The organism is Phenylobacterium sp., assembly GCF_036563385.1.
In the GTDB taxonomy this organism is placed as follows: domain Bacteria; phylum Pseudomonadota; class Alphaproteobacteria; order Caulobacterales; family Caulobacteraceae; genus Phenylobacterium.
Map to the genome: position 1 here is coordinate 264,150 of NZ_DATCML010000008.1, position 16,870 is coordinate 281,019.

Sequence of the window (16,870 nt, forward strand, 5' to 3'; positions counted from 1 at the left end):
CTTTGCGGGCCGGCGAGGTTCATGGATTTCATCTGGGCCATGCAGCAGATCCACGAAGGTCGTGCAGTAGCGCGGCGCGACGCGGACGGCGGGGTGCGGGTGATCCGACCGGAGGCCCCCCGCGTGGACGTGAGCCGCGTGCCTGGACTGCTCGCCGGGCCCTCCTTCACCGCCACGCCTGAGGACGCGCGCGCCACGGACTGGGAACTGCATCTCGAGCACTGAGGCCCAGACGGCTTAAGCGCTGCCTTCCGCCGGCTTCAGGACCTCGGCGCGTTTCTGCAGATTGGCGAGGCGACCAGCGAGCTGCGGAAGAAGGCGTGTCGCGATGGCGATCCGGGCTACGACCCGTCTCTGAGGGGTCGGCCCGTCGACGGTCACCGTCTCACCGAACGTCAGAATGGTCGCGTCGCCCTCAACCACGATAGAGATCAGCTCGGACGCCCAGGTCACCGGCACGTGCCTGGGGTCGGTGACAGGGGTCTGCGGAGGCTTGGTCTGGGGCATGGAGTCTCCCTTAGCGGCGGCTGCGCCGACCGAAGCCTTACCATAAAGCGGCGCGGATGCAGGCCCGGCGAAGCGCGAGGCCTGGCCTGCTCGCCTCCTGTCGAAGGGCGCCGGGGTTCAGCGGGCGGTCCGGCCCGCCCGGCTCCTGCCCGGCGAACGCGGTCCACCGGAGACCACCCCGAGGCGTCGGTCCGCGGGCGCCCGCAGCGCCGCCTCGAGAGCTTGCCGGGCGGCTTCGGCTTGCTCTCGCTGTTCGATCGGAAGGTCCTGCATCTCCAGCGCGTCGACGAGAGCTACCACGAGCCGGGAGTAGGTCTCCCGGTGGCGCTCGACTGGCAGGGACCTCAGGATGACCTCGGCGAAGTAGATGAGTTCCGTCATCGTCTCAGCTTCCTGACTCCCGAACCCGCGCGCCGCGGGACGGTTCCGAGCGAGGATGTCCGCAAACTAGGCCCCCGCCACCACGATGTACAGTTATTACTGGATGCAGATCCATCAAGCCGGGTGGGCCGCTCATCCGCATATTCGAGGCCTTCCCGGCATTGTGGTTCCATCCACAGGAGTCCTGTGGATAGGCAGATTCCCCAATCCGCGCGCCCCGGCTCACGCCAAGGGCTGCAGCTTGGAACGCTTGAACAGGCGGGCTGGGGAGCGGACGGGTCCGCTGCAGCCCATGCAAGGCGGCGCGCGATCTGCCGGCTGCCCCGCCCGCAGGCCCCAGACGACACGACTTGCTGGCCCCGAGCCGGTGACGACATCGCCACCCCAACCAGCGCGGTCGGCCGGGGGAGTTTGAGGAATTCGCCACCTCACCTCGTTCGAGCACCCTGGCGATGTCGCTCCGGGGCGCTTGAAGCTGGGGTGCGGTCAGGCCGTGGGGACGGGCACGGTGAGAAACCCCGCGTCTCGGCCGGCGGCGGGCCAGCAGCATGGGCGCTGCTGGTCGACCCCGGCCCATCTCATCCCGAGGTGTGGCCTTCGCATGGACCGGCCGCTGCCGCTGCTTGCTGACGCGGGAGCGCCGCAGTCAGCCCGCGAGCAGAGAGATCCTGGCGGAGACGTCGCACATATCGTCTAGCGTCGCAGGGTGTCCCTGAATCGCTCCACGTCCTCACCCGCCACCAGCACGCTGACGCCGCCGCCGCTTGCGAACTCGAGGCCAAGCACGGCGTCGCCCGCATCTGTCCAGCCCACGCGCCAGCCGCCGAGATGGAGCACGAAAGCCTCGGTCGAGCCGCCTGACGCAGCTGCGTCGCGCAGTCCGGACACGCCAAGCAGCAGCGCCCCCAGGCGGCCCGCCTCGGCGGCAGGTATGGCCACCCGCGCAGGCCCTGTCTCGGTCTGCAGGTGAAGGAGGCAGTGTTCCCGGTCATCGGTGAGGTTGACACCTTCCACCAGGGTCACAGGAAGCGCGGGGAAGCTGGTCATGGAAGCCTCGGCGGGGGTGGATTCGACGTGTCTATAGCTGGGAACCCGGCCGCTCCCAATCGGCCTTTCCTTGCTGTCCTGCGCTGCGGTCGAGCACAAACAGCCGAATCCATTGCTGCTCACGACGGGTGAGGCGGACCCGGCCGGCGACCATGCGCCGGGCTAGCCGCTCGGACACACAGAGCCTCCGGGCGAACGCCGACAGTTCAGCAGGCGAGGCGCGCAGCTCTCTGACGAGCTGGGGCGGAAGCAGGGGCGGCTCCGGAAAAGAAGATTTCGGCATGGCCGCCTCTCTAGCGGGCGGCCCCGCCCTCCGGCACGCGGCAGGCCGCCGCACCACCAGGGGGGGGGGCGGGGCCGTCGGTCTTGGCGATCGCCACTTGCGAGGATTCGCCGGCCACGATCTTCATGAGAGCGGCCCGGCCGGCGTTTACTTTCGCATCCCCGCCGAGTTTTACGCTCCCCCGTGGCGCTGGGCCTGAGCTTTCAGAACGGTGAGCCGCCCGCTTGTAGCTAGAGCGATTCCCGCCGAGCGCGAAGGGCGGCGCTTGGGCGCTGGCAGGATTGCGGCGGCTCGAGTTAGGCTGCGGCGCCCGCGCGGCGCGTGCGGGCCTGGAGGACATTGCATGCCTGGCGCTCCCCCGCCCGAGATGACGCCAGAGCAGCGATCGCTGGAGATGCTCGGCCGCGTGCGGGCTTTCTCGAATCTCGCCGACTTTCTGGATGGCCAGCGCAATGAAATGTCCGCCGTCGCGGCGATAATGGCTGCGGCGGACGACGAAGGCGCGGAGGAGCGGCTGGCGGCGGCGAGCCTGGCTGTCATCCAGCTTCTTAATGCGCGCAAGGCCCTTGAGGTTTGGCTGGAGCAGGAGGGCCAGGCCGCCGCGGATGAGCTCCTGCTCATGCAGGTTCTGGCGCAGCCCTAGGCCGTGCGCGGGCTTCGCCCGCTCCTTCCTGTGGGTTGCGCCGCCTGCGGAACGTTTGCTGTTGCTCGCCGAGCGTCGTTCGCCCATGGTCCGGCGCATCGGGGGAGAATGGGATGCCGGTATTCCTGGGCGGGCGCTGGGCGCCGACGGGCTCGACCACGGTGATCACCTGGTCGTTTGCGAGCTTCAACTATTCGACGTTGCGTACCGAGTACAGCGGGTACGAAGACTTCGATTCCTCGATCAGCGCGAGCTTCCGGGCGACGATCTCAGCCGCCTTCCAGGCCTGGGAGGCGGTCGCCAATATCGACTTCCAGGAGGTCGCCGACTCCGCCGCCGTGAACATCCGCGTCGGCAATGTGGACATCGATGGTCGCGCGCCGCCTGGTGGCAGCTCCACCCTCGGCGAGGCGCAGACCTGGTCCAGGAACAACTACTACACGGTTTCGCAGATTCGCTTCGACGTCGACGCCTACGACGACAACAATCTGTACGAGGTCGCGGTCCACGAGATCGGGCACTCCCTGGGCCTGGGCCATGCCGCGCTGCCCTCCGCGGTGATGTACTTCCAGACCAACGACCTGAATATCAGCGGGCAGCTCAGCGCTGACGATATCCAGGGCGTGGTCACGCTCTACGGCGCCCGCGGCGCGCAGGCAGGCGTCGACGACTACGCAGCTTCCACGAGCACCAGCGGGGTGGTGGCGGTGGGCGCGGCCGTCACAGGCGTGATCGAGGCCGCTGGCGACACCGACTGGTTCCGGGTCAGCCTGGTGGCTGGTCGCTCATACCGCTTCGACCTCGAGGGCGCGGCCACCGGCCGGGGCACCCTGGCCGATCCCGTGCTAGAGGTACGATCCTCGACCGGCGGCCTCCTGCAGTCGTTCGACGACGGCGGAGCGGGGCAGAATTCGCGCGGAACCTTCGTGGCCAGCAGCAGCGGCGCCTACTACCTGTCGGCAGGATCTTACGCCGGGGCGGCGGTGCGGACCGGCTCCTACCGGCTGGCCGTGACAGATTTGTCGCCGAGCGACGACTACACCGCATCTACCGCAACCAGCGGCGCCGTGTCTGTGGGAGGCTCGGCGAGCGGGGTCCTCGAGTCGGCAGGCGATGCGGACTGGTTCCGGGTCGAGTTGGTCGCTGGGCGCACCTACCAGCTGAACCTCGAGGGGGCGAGCAGCGGCGCCGGGACGCTCAGCGACCCGCTCCTCGAAATCCGATCCTCCACTGGCTCGCTCCTGCAGTCCTGGGACGATGGCGGGGCCGGGCAGAATTCCCGCGGCGTCTTCGTCGCCAACAGCACCGGCGCCTTCTATCTGGCGGCGTCGTCGTACACCGGAGCGGCGATCCGCACAGGCAGCTATCGCCTCTCCGTCACCGACCTCACGCCCGTCGACGACTACGCCAGTTCGACCGCCACCACGGGGGCGGTCGTGGTGGGCGGGGTCGCCACGGGCGTGCTCGAGACTGCCGGCGACAGCGACTGGTTCCGCGTTACGCTCACGGCAGGCCGCACGTACCAGCTGAATCTGGAGGGATGGGGCGGCGGCCAGGGCGCGTTGCCTGACCCGCTGATCGAGGTCAGGTCGTCGGTGGGGGCGCTCCTGCAGACGATCGATGACGGTGGGAGCGGCAGCAATTCGCGGGGCGTGTTCACGGCGACCACGGGCGGGACCTACTTTCTCGCGGCCAACTCGTACTCGGGGGCCGCAACGAAGACTGGCGCTTACCGCCTCTCCGTCAGCGAAATGGCCGCTGCCGACGACTACGCGGGTTCGACGGGGACGACTGGGACCGTCGCCATCGGGGGCGCGGCGTCTGGCCTGCTCGAGAGGGCCGGCGACTCGGACTGGTTCCGCGTCAACCTCGTGGCGGGGCGAAGCTATCAGTTCAACCTCGAAGGCGCGTCCACAGCCGTTGGAACCCTCGTGGACCCCCTGCTTGAGGTGCGGAACGCGTCGGGCGGTCTGTTGCAGACCTTCGACGACGGCGGCGCCGGGCGCAATTCCCGGGGGGTGTTCGTGGCCGACAGCAGCGGCGCCTACTACCTCGCCGCCGCTTCCTACGACGCGGCGGCGAGTCAGACCGGAAGCTACCGCCTCTCCGTGACCGACGTCACGCCGACCGGCGGCGGATCGCCGGCGGTCCTGAGCGCGGCGGCGAACATCCTCCGGGGGGCGCCGAACGCCTTTGTGCTCGATCTGGCGCAGCAGGTGGCGGGTGGAACCCTGAGCTACGCCGCGGCGGTCTCCGCCCTGGTCCGCGCCGCCGACGCGACGACATCGGTCGCGACCCTAAGCTACGAGTTCTTCACGGGTCGGATCCCCTCGCTCGCGGGGATCGACTACCTGGTCTCGCCGACGGGGCCGAACGCCAACAACCTGAACTCGCTCTACTATCAGAGCTTCGGCCTGGAGAACCGCTACATCAATTTCGCGGTCAACCTCGGAAAATATGGGGAGGGGGCGCTGAGCTTCGCCGCGTCCTTTGGCGGGCTGACGCTCCAGCAGGCGCTTGTGAAGGCCTACACGACGGTCTTCGGCGCGGCGCCCACGGCTGCGAACCAGCTGCACCTGCTCAACGACCTCGTGCCGAACGGCTCGGGCGGAAGCTTCACCCGCGCCCAGTATTTCGAGACCTATGGTCGCGATGGGCCGAACGGCGTGGGCACCAAGGCCGCCATGGTGGGCTGGCTCCTGGCTGAGGCGGAGAAGGCGGATCTTGGCATGTATGCGCGCGCCAACGCCGCCTTCTTGGCGGACTTGGCGGACGGCGCGGCCTGGAGCGTGGACCTGGTGGGGGTGTACGGTCGTCCCGAGTACATCTTCGTCAACACCTGAAGCTCGCCGGCGGGGTGCTCGTGATTCCGCGGCTGGAGGACGCTGCGGCAGGCCGTCAGGCGTCCAGCCGCCGTCTCGGCTGGGCACCCGAGCGGGATCGAGCCGCCGTCCGGAAGCTCAGGGCTTGGCGCAAGACGGCCCTGTGTACGGCGAAGCCTCGGGCGGCGAGGACCTGGACGGTGGGGGCGCCGTTCTCGCGGCCATAGCGGAGGCGCAACTGGAGCGGACGCTGGGGGCGCCGCGACCGGTCGGCGCCTGCTTCAAGCCGGAAGCACGGGCCGGGCCTGACTCGGCGCGGCCGACGGCCAGCCAGCGCCTGCGACTACCGATCCGCGCCGGAGGGGCCGCAGAGGGCCTACGCGGTTGCGCTGGGCGGCCGCAGGCCTCAGATGGGCCGGCATGAAGCAGTTCATCGATCTGGTCGGCGGCTCGGGCACGGAGTACCGGTTCCGCCTGTGGGGGCCGGGGGAGGCTCATCCCCCGATCGCCGGCAATTTCGCGGTCGTCCGCGTCACCGGCGGCGGTGAGTCCGAAATTCTAGGGGTCGGCCACGTGCTCGACCTGTCCCGGCTCGACAGACCATCCGGAGACCAGACAGCCCTCTATACCCGACTGAACATCGCGTCGGCCCGACGACTCGCCGAGCACGAGGACCTGGCCTCGCGCCACCCCGTGCTGAGGGACGCTGGACCCTAGACGGCGGCCCCGCTCAGGTCCGAACACTTTGCGCGCCGCGCTCTTTGGCGTGCGCTGCACCTCACGGCCGTCCCGGGGTTGCGAGCACACGACTCTTCATCGATCGGCGGCGTCCCGCACGAAGTGATCCAGTGACCGACCGGCAAGGCCGGCGCAAAACAGCCGGTGCGCGTGCTCGTCCCAGGCGGGGATCTCCGGGATGAGCACCTCGCACCCGTCAGAGGTGCGGTACATCTCCATGAGGATACCGCCGCGGCTGCGGCGCGGGGACATCTGCTGCACGTGCATCGGGCTCTGCGCGGTCTGGTTGTCGTATGCGGCGACGGAGTCGCCCAGGGTCCGTCAACCCATCATTTGACGCTTGTTTGCAATCCCCGTGATCACATCGTTGCGAGTCGATGGCGAGGAGCGCTCTCTCCGGGAGCGGGACATCTCGTCCCGCTCCCGCCGTGTGACGCTTCACGGATGCAGGAACGTGGGAGAGATCGACCCTGCCGCCCACATTTGGGCATGCGTCGGCGTCCACCCAAGGGCAGAAGCCCAGTTTGGGCTCCAGCGCCTGCGTGCGCCGCGGCCCGCCGCCGCTGCCGGGAGCCATGGTCTTGCCGGCCACGCCACCGGTTGGGCGGCGCTCCACCCGAGGCAGGCCTTCGTCAGCGGATGCGCCGAGGGAGTGTGGCGGCGACGCTGGCCGGCGGCCTGACGCCGGTGACCTGAACTCGCATCGAGAGGCTCGTGGGTGTTGTGGTGACCCTCGCGTTCAAGCCGGCGTATAGGCGTAATCCTCCCGGGCGTAGACTCCGACCAGGTCGACCGAGAAGCTTGCGCCATCGGCGAGGTCCGCCAGGAACGCGGCGTTCGAGCGCGCATAGACGCCGAGGTCCGCCTTTTCCGCCTCCGCCAGCAGCCAGCCCACCATGGCGGCCTTGGCGCCAAGACCGTTGACGCCGTCACCCCCGTAGGCGGCGAAGTATTCCGCACGTGTCAGGGTGCGCCCACTGAGGTCGAAGCTCGCCTCGAGGATCGCCGCCACCTTGGCTCGCCCGGGGGCTCCGCCAAATATGGTTTCGTAGGCCTTGGCTGTCGCGTCCTCCAGGGAGAGGGCGCCGTAGCTGCCGACGAAGCTCTCGCGTCCCTCGCCCAGCTTGCCGAGGTTCACTGCGAAGTTGATGTACCGGTTCTCCAGGCTGAACCGCTGATAGTAGGCCGAGTTGATGCTGCTCGCGTTGGGGCCGTCAGGCGCAACGAGGTACTCGATCCCCTCCGCGGTGGGGATCCGCCCGGTGAAGAACTGGTAGGTGAGGGTGGCCACCGAGGTTGTGGCGTCCGCCGCCCGCACGATGGCGGCCACCGCGGCGGCCTCGGTGAGCTGCCCGTTCGACAGCTTCGCCGCGAGGTCCGCGGTGAGGCCGGCCACCGAAGGATCTCCCAGCGGAACGCGGAGAATATTGTCAACCGCTCGGGCGACGGGGAGGGGAAGGTGGGCGGTGGATTCCTGCCAGCCGGCGTAGAGCCGGAAGTACTCCGAACCGATCAGCCGGAATCCTTCCGGCGCGTAGTGCAGGCTGTCGCCCTGCATCGGGAAGCCGGCGGTGTCGAAGCTGGCCGCGTCCGGATCGAGGTCATCCACATAGCGTTCGCCTCGGCGAACCGCCTCGGAGAACGGCGGCGCCTTGCCAATCTGGAAGAAGCCGATTTTGCCGTGGCCGTCCCCCATCCATTCGGCGCGGATCGCCGCAAACAGCTGCTGCAGGTTCTGGCCGTAGGTCTCCGCCAAGTCGGCGCGGGTCGCGTCCTCCTCGCCCTGTCCCCAAAAGACCGCGTCCGGCCGCTCGCCGCCCGCGGCCTGGCTCGCTTGTCGCACGAGTTCCGTGACTCGGTCGAAGAGCTCGTGCTCGCTCTCCGGCGACCAGTCATACGCCCAGAGGGCGGGGTCCAGGCCGAGGCGGGTGCCGCCCTCCGCGTGCTTTACGATGCGCAGGACCTCGTCGGGGTACGCCGCGCGGAAAGCGAGGGCGAACTGAACCTCCGGGCCCCAGGTGTTCGGGAAGTTGGGATAGCCGGTGTTTACGCCTGGCTGCATGGGCCTCCATGCCGCCGCCGCCGCATCCCAGATGAGAATCTTGGGGTCCGGACTCCACGGGGGGGGAGGAGCGGGATGGCTCTGGTAGCCGCCAGTGTTGGATTGGCCGGCGAAGACGACGAAGGCCATGTAGGTTGCTCCCCCGGTGGTGCGCCGGCTCCAGCTATTCGTCTCGCACAGACTCCCAAGCTGGACCTTCGGTTCCGCGGCGCCCTGATGCGCAACGCACATTCCGCGTCGCGTCCCCCGGCGCTAGGGCCTGAGCGGGAGGGCGGATGCTCGCTGGAGAGCTCGGCTCTGAGCGTGAGCTCCAGGGCTTCTCGGAGCGCGAAGGCGCCATGCTCGGCCGGTCGCCGTCTGAGGAGGCATGCAGGGGCCGCCCCGCGCGACACACGCCGCCGAGTACTTCCGCAGCTCGAGGGAGCATCAGCGTTATGCGCTTGAAACCGGGCTGCGGCGATCGGGGCGCCTACGCGCTTTCGCAGGGCCTGACGCGCCTCCGCACCGACACCGACCCGGGACGCAGCGCACTGACATTGCGCGGCGCCGGGGCTGCAGCGGCTCCCTCAGGACGCCCCGGACCCGGACCGGGACTCCTCGACGGCGCTCGTGCTGGACGCCAGTGGGTGGGGCAGGTTCCCGGACACCGACCAAGCGGCCAATTCCGAATATCTTTGCCGGGACGCGGGGGTTCGCGTCGACCACTGCGGTGAGCCGTTCGACAACCGTGGCGGGATCACCGCCAGCATCGTCAAGCACGTCAAGGACCGGTGGCTAGGGGCTGCAGCCGTGAGCCGAGCGGCAAGACCAGTCGCGCCGAGCTGCAGCCATCGCGACTGGGCTTTTTCTGGGAGCGCCCGCGCCAAACCGGTTCCGACGCCTCCCGGTCGCCTCTAGCAGGAACCCGCGGAGTCTACTTGCCCCAGGGCGAGCGCAAGGCGATCAGCTCCGGCCGGGTGCTCACCGACCGGCTCCACGGCGCAGTCGAAGGCCCTGACGCGGCGAGCGAAGGCTCAGGCCTGGCGCTACAGCGCCCGCAGGCGCGCGCAGCGTTCGACGGCTCCCGTCCGCGCAGGCCGTGGACGGGGCGAGTCAAACCGGTTGGCTTGACGGCACCCGTCGCCCGCGGGCTAGCTTGCGGGGTGACGGACGGCCCGTATCCCTACTACACCCTCATCTACTGCACCGCCGACGGCGCAGGCTTCCCCGCGGTTTCGGCCTTTCCCGATGACCAGACAGCCATCGCCCACGCGCGGGAACGGCTGGCCAGGGAGAGTCTCGACCATCTGGTGGCGGTGGTGGTCGGCCGAGGGCCGGAGCACGATTTCGCGCTCGTAGGGGCGTGGGCTTGCGACAGCCGAGGCCGGCTCACCTGGGACTCGCCGCGCGGCCGGACTCGCTGAGCCCGGCCTCTTGACCACCTGCCCAGTCTGGCTCCCCGGGCAGGACTCGAACCTGCGACCCGGCGGTTAACAGCCGCCTGCTCTACCAACTGAGCTACCGAGGACCAGCGCGCCGCCTGTCTAGCTGCCTGCAAAGGCGGTGTGAAGGGATCACCCGCCGAAGCTCCAGTCTCCCGAGCCGTAGCTGCCCACCAGGTCAACCGCGTAGGGCCCGCCGTCGGCCAGGTCGGTCAGGTAGGCCGCGTTCGCGCGAGCGTAGACCCCCAAGTCGGATTTCTCCGCTTCAGAAAGCAGCCACCCGACCATAGCGGCCTTGGTTCCTACCCCGCCGAGACCGTCCTGGCCGTACTGGGCGAAGTACTCGCCGCGGGTCATCTGAAGGCCGGCCGCATCCACCGGGCTGTTGATGATCGCGTTCAGCTTTTCGTCCGTCGGCGCCGCGCCGAAGATCTCCGCGTAGGCCTGACGCGTAGCTTCGAAGAGGGTAAGGCCGCCGTAGGCCTGAGTGAAAGCTGCGCTGCCTTCCCCGTGTTTGCCGAGGCTCATCGCGAAGTTGATGTACCGATTTTCATGGCTGAAGCCCTGGTAATAGGCGGAGTTCAGGTTGTGCGGGTTCCCCCCGTTCGGTGAGACGAGGTAGTCGAGACCCGCCTCGGCGGGCGTGTGGCCAGTGAAGAATTGATAGGTGAGCGTCGCCACCGAGGTGGTCGCTCCAGCCGCTTGGACGATCGCGTCGATGGCCTGCTGTGATCCCATCTGGCTGGCCGCGAACTTCCCGCTGAGTTCGCCTGTCAGCTGCGCCGCGTTCGAGTGCCAAGGGTCCGTCCTCAGGACCTCTTGGACGAAATCGGTCACCGAGGTTCCGGCGGTCGGCGTCGCGCCCCCGGAGGAGATGGCGGACGGCGCGGTCTGGAGTGACCAGGGCGTGTCATAGCCGGCGAACTTCTTGACGTATTCCGACACCGGCGTGCCGTACGGGTCGCGCATGTTCATGGCGCCCCCGGTGGCCAGGTAGTCCTTCAGGTTCCAGACCCCGACGAGATGCGCTCCGGCGATCAGGCCCGACATGGTCACCTGGCCCCCGTCGACCCACTGGCCCACGTACTTCAGCAGGTCGAGTTGCTTCAGGTCGGCGTGGATGTTCTCGAACCAGGCCTGCTGGGCGGCGTCCTGCGCGGCCGGACTGGCCAGGAAGCTCGCCTTGTCGAAGACGCCGAACGACGCCGCCTTGCCAGTCCACTTGCCGATGAAGTCGATGGCCCCTGTGCCGTCGTTGCCCTCGTAGAACCCGATGGCCTTCAGCGCCTCTTCCCCGAACTGGAAGCGGCCAAGGTATCCGACGCTGCTCACAAAGGCATAGTTGTTGCCTGACTCGTTCTGGCCCAGCGCGCGCAGCAGGTCCGTGTAGCTTCCCGTGCTCATCCGTCATCCCCTCTATCGGAAGTGCGCCGGACCGCTCCCGATCGCGGCCCGGCGCTGGAGGCGCGCCGCCCGTACGGCGCGCCAGTTGGCAGGTTGTCTCGGAGTGGCCCCCCGGCTCGTTGCAGGCGCGAAACTTGCGGCTAGAGCGGGCCGCAATGTGGCGAGGGCCCGCCACAAACCTGCGACAGGTTGACCGTGCCAAGCTTGTTTCCCGAGGCGTGCCCCAGCGGCGAAGGCCTTTTACGTCGCCTTGCTAGTAGATCAGGTGGAAGCGGCGAGCCGGACGGCTCGATGTAAGGTTCCGCCCCCGGGCGATCCGCGCCCGGCAAAGGCGTGCGAGACGCCGGCGGCGCCACCGGCGTTCGCCTGAACGCTTGCTGGAAGGCGTGTTCGCGGCTGCGGAGTCGGCGTCGCGGTTCCGCGCGAAGATCAGGTCCGTCGGCGGGCCTGATCGGAGGTGCGCGCCCTAGCTGCGTCCCACCGGCCGGAACGCCTCTCCGCCGCACAGCGCGCGTGCAGCAGGAAGGCTGAGCTCCCGGTTGAGTCGACACGGTCGACGCACCTTCAGGAACGGTCTCCAGATGCGGTGCACACAATCGGTGCATAGCGGCGGCAGGGCCAAGGACCGACGTGCGTCGGCGCACGGGAACTCCCGTTCGCGGCGCTCAAGCCCGGTCGGGCCCAGCGCGCCTGCCTGTGCGGTATCCTTGCTGGGAGACATCTGACATCCTGCCGCGAGTCCTGGCGACTCGAGCTCGGAGTTAGCAGTTTACTGTACACCGGCGCAACGACGGGTTTCGCCGGCTCAAAAGCCGTCGATGGTCGGAAGGAGGCCGAGCCGTCCAATCGCGTGAAGGCCGACGAGCAAAGACGCCGCCTGCATGCTCGTCACGATCTCGCCCTCGAGCACCGCACGGAAGGCGCTCTCCGGGGGCGTCCAGCGGCTCCGGATGTCCTCGCTGGCTTCGGGGTGTGGCGCTCCAACCTGACGAACGCCGGTAGCTAGCACCGTGTGGATCCGGTTGCTGTGGCTGGAGGGGTTCGGGGATGTCACCTGCAGAAGTCGCAACTCGGCGGCTTCGCAACCTGTCTCCTCTTTCAGCTCGCGGGCGGCCACCACCAGGGGGTCGCTTTCACCGGGATCGAAGCGGCCGGCCGGAATCTCCAGGGTGACCACGCCCAGGCCATGTCGGTACTGCTCCACGAGCAATACGCGATGATCCGCAGCGAAGGGCACGATGTGGACGAAATCGGGGTAATCCAGGACGTAGAAGGGCGACACGACAGCGCCGGCAGGCGTCACGCAGGTCTCCTCGCGTAGCCGGATCCAGGCGTCCTCCCGGAGCACCGTCGAACTCGTCACCCGCCACGGCTGGATCTCCACCGACATGTCCCCCTCCAATGCGCCCGCGCAGGCTCTGCGGAGCCTGTCGTCCGGCAGCGCGGCTTAGCCGCACGAAGCGGGCTGCGGTAGTGGTCTTCCGCGCTTTCGGGGCCCCTGCGTCAGGACGCGCTCGAAAGATAATTCATCACGGCGTCCCGAAGCTGGCGCAGCAAGCCCTCGAAGCGTGCCGCATCCGGCTCGAGAAGGGTGAAACGAAAGCCGTGCAGATCGGAGTTGAACCCCGTGGAGAGCGGGACGACGCAGACACCTGTTGCGGCGAGAAGGTGATAGACGAAGCGCGCATCCAGCGCCGATCCCAGGTGGGGGCGAATGATGGCTTCAGTCGCCGTAGGGGCGGCCAGACTCTGGCCCGGCTGGAGCGCGCCGGAGCGGAAGACCGCCGTCATGTAGAAGGCCCCTTGCGCCGGGTGCACGATGAGTTCGGGAATGTCAGCCAGCACTTCGGCGGCCCGGCGGGCGCGTTCGGCATAGGCGTCCACCCGGCCTGCCAGATAGGGTGTGTAGCGCGGATCGCCCATGACGCGCGGGAGAACCTTCTGGGGCAGGGTTGTGGCGCAGACCTCGAGCATCTTGGCCTCGAGCAGGGAGCGGGCGAACCGCGCGAAGCTCGGATCCGCATCCCGGTTGTAGATCTCGATCCACCCGCAGCGGGCGCCAGGCCACGGAAACTCCTTCGAGATGCCCCGCATGGCGATGGCGGGCACGTCCCCCACAACGGCCGCCAGCTTGCGCATGCCGCTGTCGGGGAACGCCAGATTGGAATAGATCTCGTCGGAGATGATGAAGAGCCCGTGCCTGCGGGCGATCTCGACCATCGCGGCGAGCGTCTCCTCCGGATACACGAAGCCGGTTGGATTATCCGGGTTGATGATGATGATGCCGGCGATCTGCGGGTTCGCGCGGATCTGCGTCTCCAGATCTGCGAGATCGGGCCGCCATCCGTTCCCAGGATCGAGGCGGTAGGTGAGATGCGGTGAGCCGGCGTGCGCGGCTTCTGCCGAGGAGTGGGTGGGATAGGCGGGGTTGGGACCGATCACGCGCGCCCGGGGGTGAAGCGCGCCGTAAATGGTCGAGATGGCGTCGCCCAGCCCATTGAAGAAGAGGATGTCGTCGGCCCCGATCTGGATACCGCCTTCCAGGTTCCGCTCGCCGGCGATGTAGACGCGCGCCTCCTCCAGCCCACGCGTAGGCGAATAGGCGAAGCTTGACGCCTCGGATGCGGCGGCGGCCACGATCTCACGGATCCACAGGGGCGGCGTCTCGCCCTTGGCCACCGGGTCGCCGATGTTTTCCCAGTGAATGACCTGACCTGAGGCCTCGATCGCCTTTGCGACCTCGACGATCTGCCGGATTTCATATCGCAGGCTGTCTGCGCCGGGATGTACGATATTGGTTCGCAAGCGCCGCCGCCGTGGTCGATGAGGTTCTATTCATGGTCTTGCGCCGCTCACGCGAGCGCCGCCCCTCACGGCTGCTATACGGCCGCGGCGCGTCAGGCCAGAGGCCGGACGCTGCGGCTAACCGACCACGTCCATCACCGAGCCAGGACCGTAGACTCCCACCAGGCTGACCCCGTCCCGGATCGAACCGTCGGACAGATCGAGGTAGAAGTTCTCGAGGCTGCGGGCGTAAACCCCGATATCGGCCTTTGCGGCCTCCTGCAGCAGGTAGCCGATGGCGGCGGTCTTAGTCGCCAGATCAAGGTTCTCCGCGGGCATCCGCTCCCGCGCCACCTGCTCGAAATACGGCCTCGACTGCTCGATGCCGGCGATGGCGGCGGGGTCGGAATAGCCGATGATCCGATCGTAAGCGCTGACCAGAGCATCGTGGAACGACAGCGGTCCGTAGGTCGCTGCGAAGGCGCCCGCGCCCTCTCCGTGAAGCCCCAGGTTCGAGGCGAAGTTGATGTACCGGTTCTCCTGGTTGAACACGGCGTAATAGGCTGAATTCAGGCTGTTCGGGTTGACCGCGGGATTCACAAGGTAGTCGAGCCCGCCGCTGGTGGGCGCCCGGCCCGTAAAGAACTCGTAGGCGAGGACCGCGACGGAAGTGGTGCTCACCGCCAGGTCTGCCAAGCGCCCGATGTCGTGCCGGGCGCCCTGCGCCTGGGCTGTGTCGACGGCGAAGGCCGTGGGCGCGGGGACCCGCATGATATTGCGGTAGCTCGCGCCCAGGTCGCTTGTGTTGATGCTGAAGCCTGCGCGGTCATCGTCCACAATGCGGCCGTGCAGAACGCTGCGGCCGGGGTCCCAAGTTCCGCCGTCGGTTCGGCTGAGCGTCACCTTCGCCGTCGCATCTCCGGCAAACGAGTCCTGAGGCGTCGGGATCGGCACCAGCACCTGACCCACGCCGGCGCTTTGCAGCACCACCTGGTGTCGCACGTTCGAAAGTCCGGCTGGCCCGGTGATCTCCGCCTGCAGTGAGAGCGCGAATGTCCCGGCGCCCGGCAGGTCGACCGGAACGTTCAACACCCCGGCGCTCTCCGACGCGGTGATGGATCCGCCCGCCAGCCCCACCGCCGCGCCCGGAGCGGATCCGTCGGTGATCTGGAAGGTGGTGCGCAGGCCCAGGGCCTGGAGTTCGGCGGTGTCGTAGCTGGCGGTGTTGCCAGCCTTGTCATCCACGAAGACCGCCGCCACGTTGTAGGTTCCCCAACCTGTCGTTGCGCGGATCAGGCGGGTGGTCGCCGAGGCGCCGTCGCTGAAGGCGTCCGCTGCGTCGTACAGGGTGACCCCCGCCTCAGGGCCAAATCCGCCCTGAAACGTTCGGTCAAGGACGATGCGAACCTGGCTCACGCCGGCCCCTCCGTTGTCCGCCGCCTGGACGGCGAAGGCCGCCAGGACGTCACCAGAGGAGATGTCCACGGACGCCGGCAGAGTGAGCCCGGTCAGCACAGGCGCCGTAAGATCGGCGGGCGTGGGGCTCATCACCTCGAACGTGGTGCGGATTCCGAGCGCGGCAAGCTCCGTCGGACCGTAGGAAGACACATTGCCGGCCCGGTCGCCGACGATGACGCCGGCGACGCTGTAGGCGCCCGCGCCCGTGGCGGCCCCGAAGGTGCGCATGATGGACGCGGAGCCATCCGCGAAGCTGTCGGCGCTGTCGTAGATCGACAGCCCATTCTCCAGTCCCAGCGGACCCTGGAAGCTACGATCGAGGATCACGCGCACATAGTCGACGCCCATGCCCTGGTCACTCGCCCGGGCGGTGAAGCTCACGGCGGCGTCGCCGCCGTGAAGCGTGACCACCTGCGGAAGGTCCAGACCTAAAAGCCGCGGAGGTGCGAGGTCGGCCGGCGTCGTACTCACCACCTCGAAGCTGGTGCGGAGGCCGAGCGTCCGGAGCTCGGCGCGATCGTAGAAGGCGCTGTTCCCCGCCTTGTCTTGCACGAAAACCCCGCTCACCGCGTAGGTCCCGGCGCCGGTTGCCGGGCGGAACGCCTTGGACATGGCCGATCCGCCGTCTGCGAAGCTGTCGGCGCCGTCGAAGAGGGTGATGCTGTTCTCGAGCCCTGAATCGCCCTGGAAACTGCGGTCGAGGACGATCCGCACCTGGTCGACGCCGGCGCCCACGTCGGCCGCCCTGGCCGCGAAGACGACTTGGGTCTCACCCCGTGTGACGTCGATGCTGCGGGGCAGGTCCAGGGACAGCAGGGTGGGGCGGGTAAGGTCGGGATCGGCCACCGCGGTTCCTCATCAGTGGGGACGGTCCGGCGCATGTGGGTCCGGCGGCCGCGGAGCAAGCGCGGCCGTTCTGCGGCGGTCTGTCACACGGGAGGCGAGCCCTGCACCGGATGGTCGGGGGGGCGCCGCTTCCGCATCCCCGCGCCGGCCAGGCACTTGGCCTCACGGCGGCGGGGGGACGACTCCCGCTGTCACCAGCGCCCCCAGCACGCGAATGGCGTCCGCCTCTCTCGACCGCCAAAGCGGCGCCCCGTCCCGTGCCGGGACGTCCGCTTCACCCTCGGGACAGAGGGCGCGGGCTATCACCTCCACGGCGTCCACGGGCTGGCGAGCTGGCGTCATGGCGCATCAACGAAGGAACCGGGCATCTCGCTCCCGGTGGGCGGCTGGCCCCGGCGCCAGGGTTGGAGGACTGGCCAGCTGCGGAGGATGTTTCGGCTCTCTCCGCTTACCGCGCCCTCACCAAGACGTCTC

14 protein-coding genes and 1 tRNA gene are annotated in these 16,870 nt (G+C 68.5%); 5 read left to right on the forward strand and 10 right to left on the reverse strand.

From position 1 onward, the window contains the following. The first annotated feature begins 21 nt into the window (after positions 1 to 21). A complete protein-coding gene (locus VIL67_RS07950) occupies positions 22 to 225 on the forward strand; it encodes a hypothetical protein (protein WP_332048338.1) in 204 nt (67 codons plus the stop codon). A gap of 12 nt (positions 226 to 237) precedes the next feature. Here the strand turns inward: VIL67_RS07950 and VIL67_RS07955 are convergent, their stop codons facing one another. From VIL67_RS07955 to VIL67_RS07965, 3 genes are all read right to left on the reverse strand, one after another. Continuing rightward, entirely contained in the window at positions 238 to 507 is a 270-nt protein-coding gene (locus VIL67_RS07955) for a hypothetical protein (RefSeq protein WP_332048339.1), read from the reverse strand. Positions 508 to 624: 117 nt separating this feature from the next. Beyond that, positions 625 to 888 (reverse strand): hypothetical protein, encoded by a 264-nt coding sequence (locus VIL67_RS07960; protein WP_332048340.1) that lies wholly within the window; start codon positions 886 to 888, stop codon positions 625 to 627. A 693-nt stretch (positions 889 to 1,581) separates the two neighbouring features. Next, positions 1,582 to 1,935, reverse strand: a complete 354-nt coding sequence (locus tag VIL67_RS07965) for a hypothetical protein (protein WP_332048341.1) — start codon at positions 1,933 to 1,935, stop codon at positions 1,582 to 1,584. 626 nt (positions 1,936 to 2,561) lie between these two features. On the opposite strand from VIL67_RS07965, the gene VIL67_RS07970 reads away from it, so the two are divergent. From VIL67_RS07970 to VIL67_RS07980, 3 genes are all read left to right on the forward strand, one after another. Continuing rightward, entirely contained in the window at positions 2,562 to 2,861 is a 300-nt protein-coding gene (locus VIL67_RS07970; protein WP_332048342.1) for a hypothetical protein, read from the forward strand. Positions 2,862 to 2,974: 113 nt separating this feature from the next. Next, positions 2,975 to 5,704, forward strand: coding sequence for a pre-peptidase C-terminal domain-containing protein (locus VIL67_RS07975; RefSeq protein ID WP_332048343.1), 2,730 nt, complete (start codon positions 2,975 to 2,977; stop codon positions 5,702 to 5,704). A 399-nt stretch (positions 5,705 to 6,103) separates the two neighbouring features. Continuing rightward, entirely contained in the window at positions 6,104 to 6,400 is a 297-nt protein-coding gene (locus VIL67_RS07980; protein WP_332048344.1) for a hypothetical protein, read from the forward strand. A 96-nt stretch (positions 6,401 to 6,496) separates the two neighbouring features. Here VIL67_RS07980 and VIL67_RS07985 read toward each other — a convergent pair whose 3' ends face one another. Continuing rightward, positions 6,497 to 6,682, reverse strand: a complete 186-nt coding sequence (locus tag VIL67_RS07985; RefSeq protein WP_332048345.1) for a hypothetical protein — start codon at positions 6,680 to 6,682, stop codon at positions 6,497 to 6,499. A gap of 478 nt (positions 6,683 to 7,160) precedes the next feature. Further along, complete coding sequence (locus tag VIL67_RS07990; protein ID WP_332048346.1) at positions 7,161 to 8,714, reverse strand: sialate O-acetylesterase; 1,554 nt, start codon at positions 8,712 to 8,714, stop codon at positions 7,161 to 7,163. A 911-nt stretch (positions 8,715 to 9,625) separates the two neighbouring features. On the opposite strand from VIL67_RS07990, the gene VIL67_RS07995 reads away from it, so the two are divergent. After that, complete coding sequence (locus VIL67_RS07995) at positions 9,626 to 9,886, forward strand: hypothetical protein (protein WP_332048347.1); 261 nt, start codon at positions 9,626 to 9,628, stop codon at positions 9,884 to 9,886. Positions 9,887 to 9,914: 28 nt separating this feature from the next. On the opposite strand, the gene VIL67_RS08000 is transcribed toward VIL67_RS07995, so the two are convergent. From VIL67_RS08000 to VIL67_RS08020, 5 genes are all read right to left on the reverse strand, one after another. Further along, positions 9,915 to 9,990: transfer RNA gene (locus VIL67_RS08000), tRNA-Asn, on the reverse strand. Between the two features lie 46 nt (positions 9,991 to 10,036). Further along, positions 10,037 to 11,308 carry a hypothetical protein gene (locus VIL67_RS08005; RefSeq protein ID WP_332048348.1) on the reverse strand — a complete coding sequence of 424 codons (1,272 nt, stop codon included), beginning with the start codon at positions 11,306 to 11,308 and terminating at the stop codon, positions 10,037 to 10,039. 805 nt (positions 11,309 to 12,113) lie between these two features. Further along, positions 12,114 to 12,698 carry an NUDIX hydrolase gene (locus tag VIL67_RS08010; protein ID WP_332048349.1) on the reverse strand — a complete coding sequence of 195 codons (585 nt, stop codon included), beginning with the start codon at positions 12,696 to 12,698 and terminating at the stop codon, positions 12,114 to 12,116. 113 nt (positions 12,699 to 12,811) lie between these two features. Then, positions 12,812 to 14,113: a pyridoxal phosphate-dependent aminotransferase gene (locus VIL67_RS08015; RefSeq protein WP_332048350.1), complete on the reverse strand. Its 1,302-nt coding sequence runs from the start codon at positions 14,111 to 14,113 to the stop codon at positions 12,812 to 12,814. A gap of 117 nt (positions 14,114 to 14,230) precedes the next feature. Beyond that, entirely contained in the window at positions 14,231 to 16,396 is a 2,166-nt protein-coding gene (locus tag VIL67_RS08020) for a hypothetical protein (RefSeq protein ID WP_332048351.1), read from the reverse strand. Between the last annotated feature and the right edge of the window lie 474 nt (positions 16,397 to 16,870).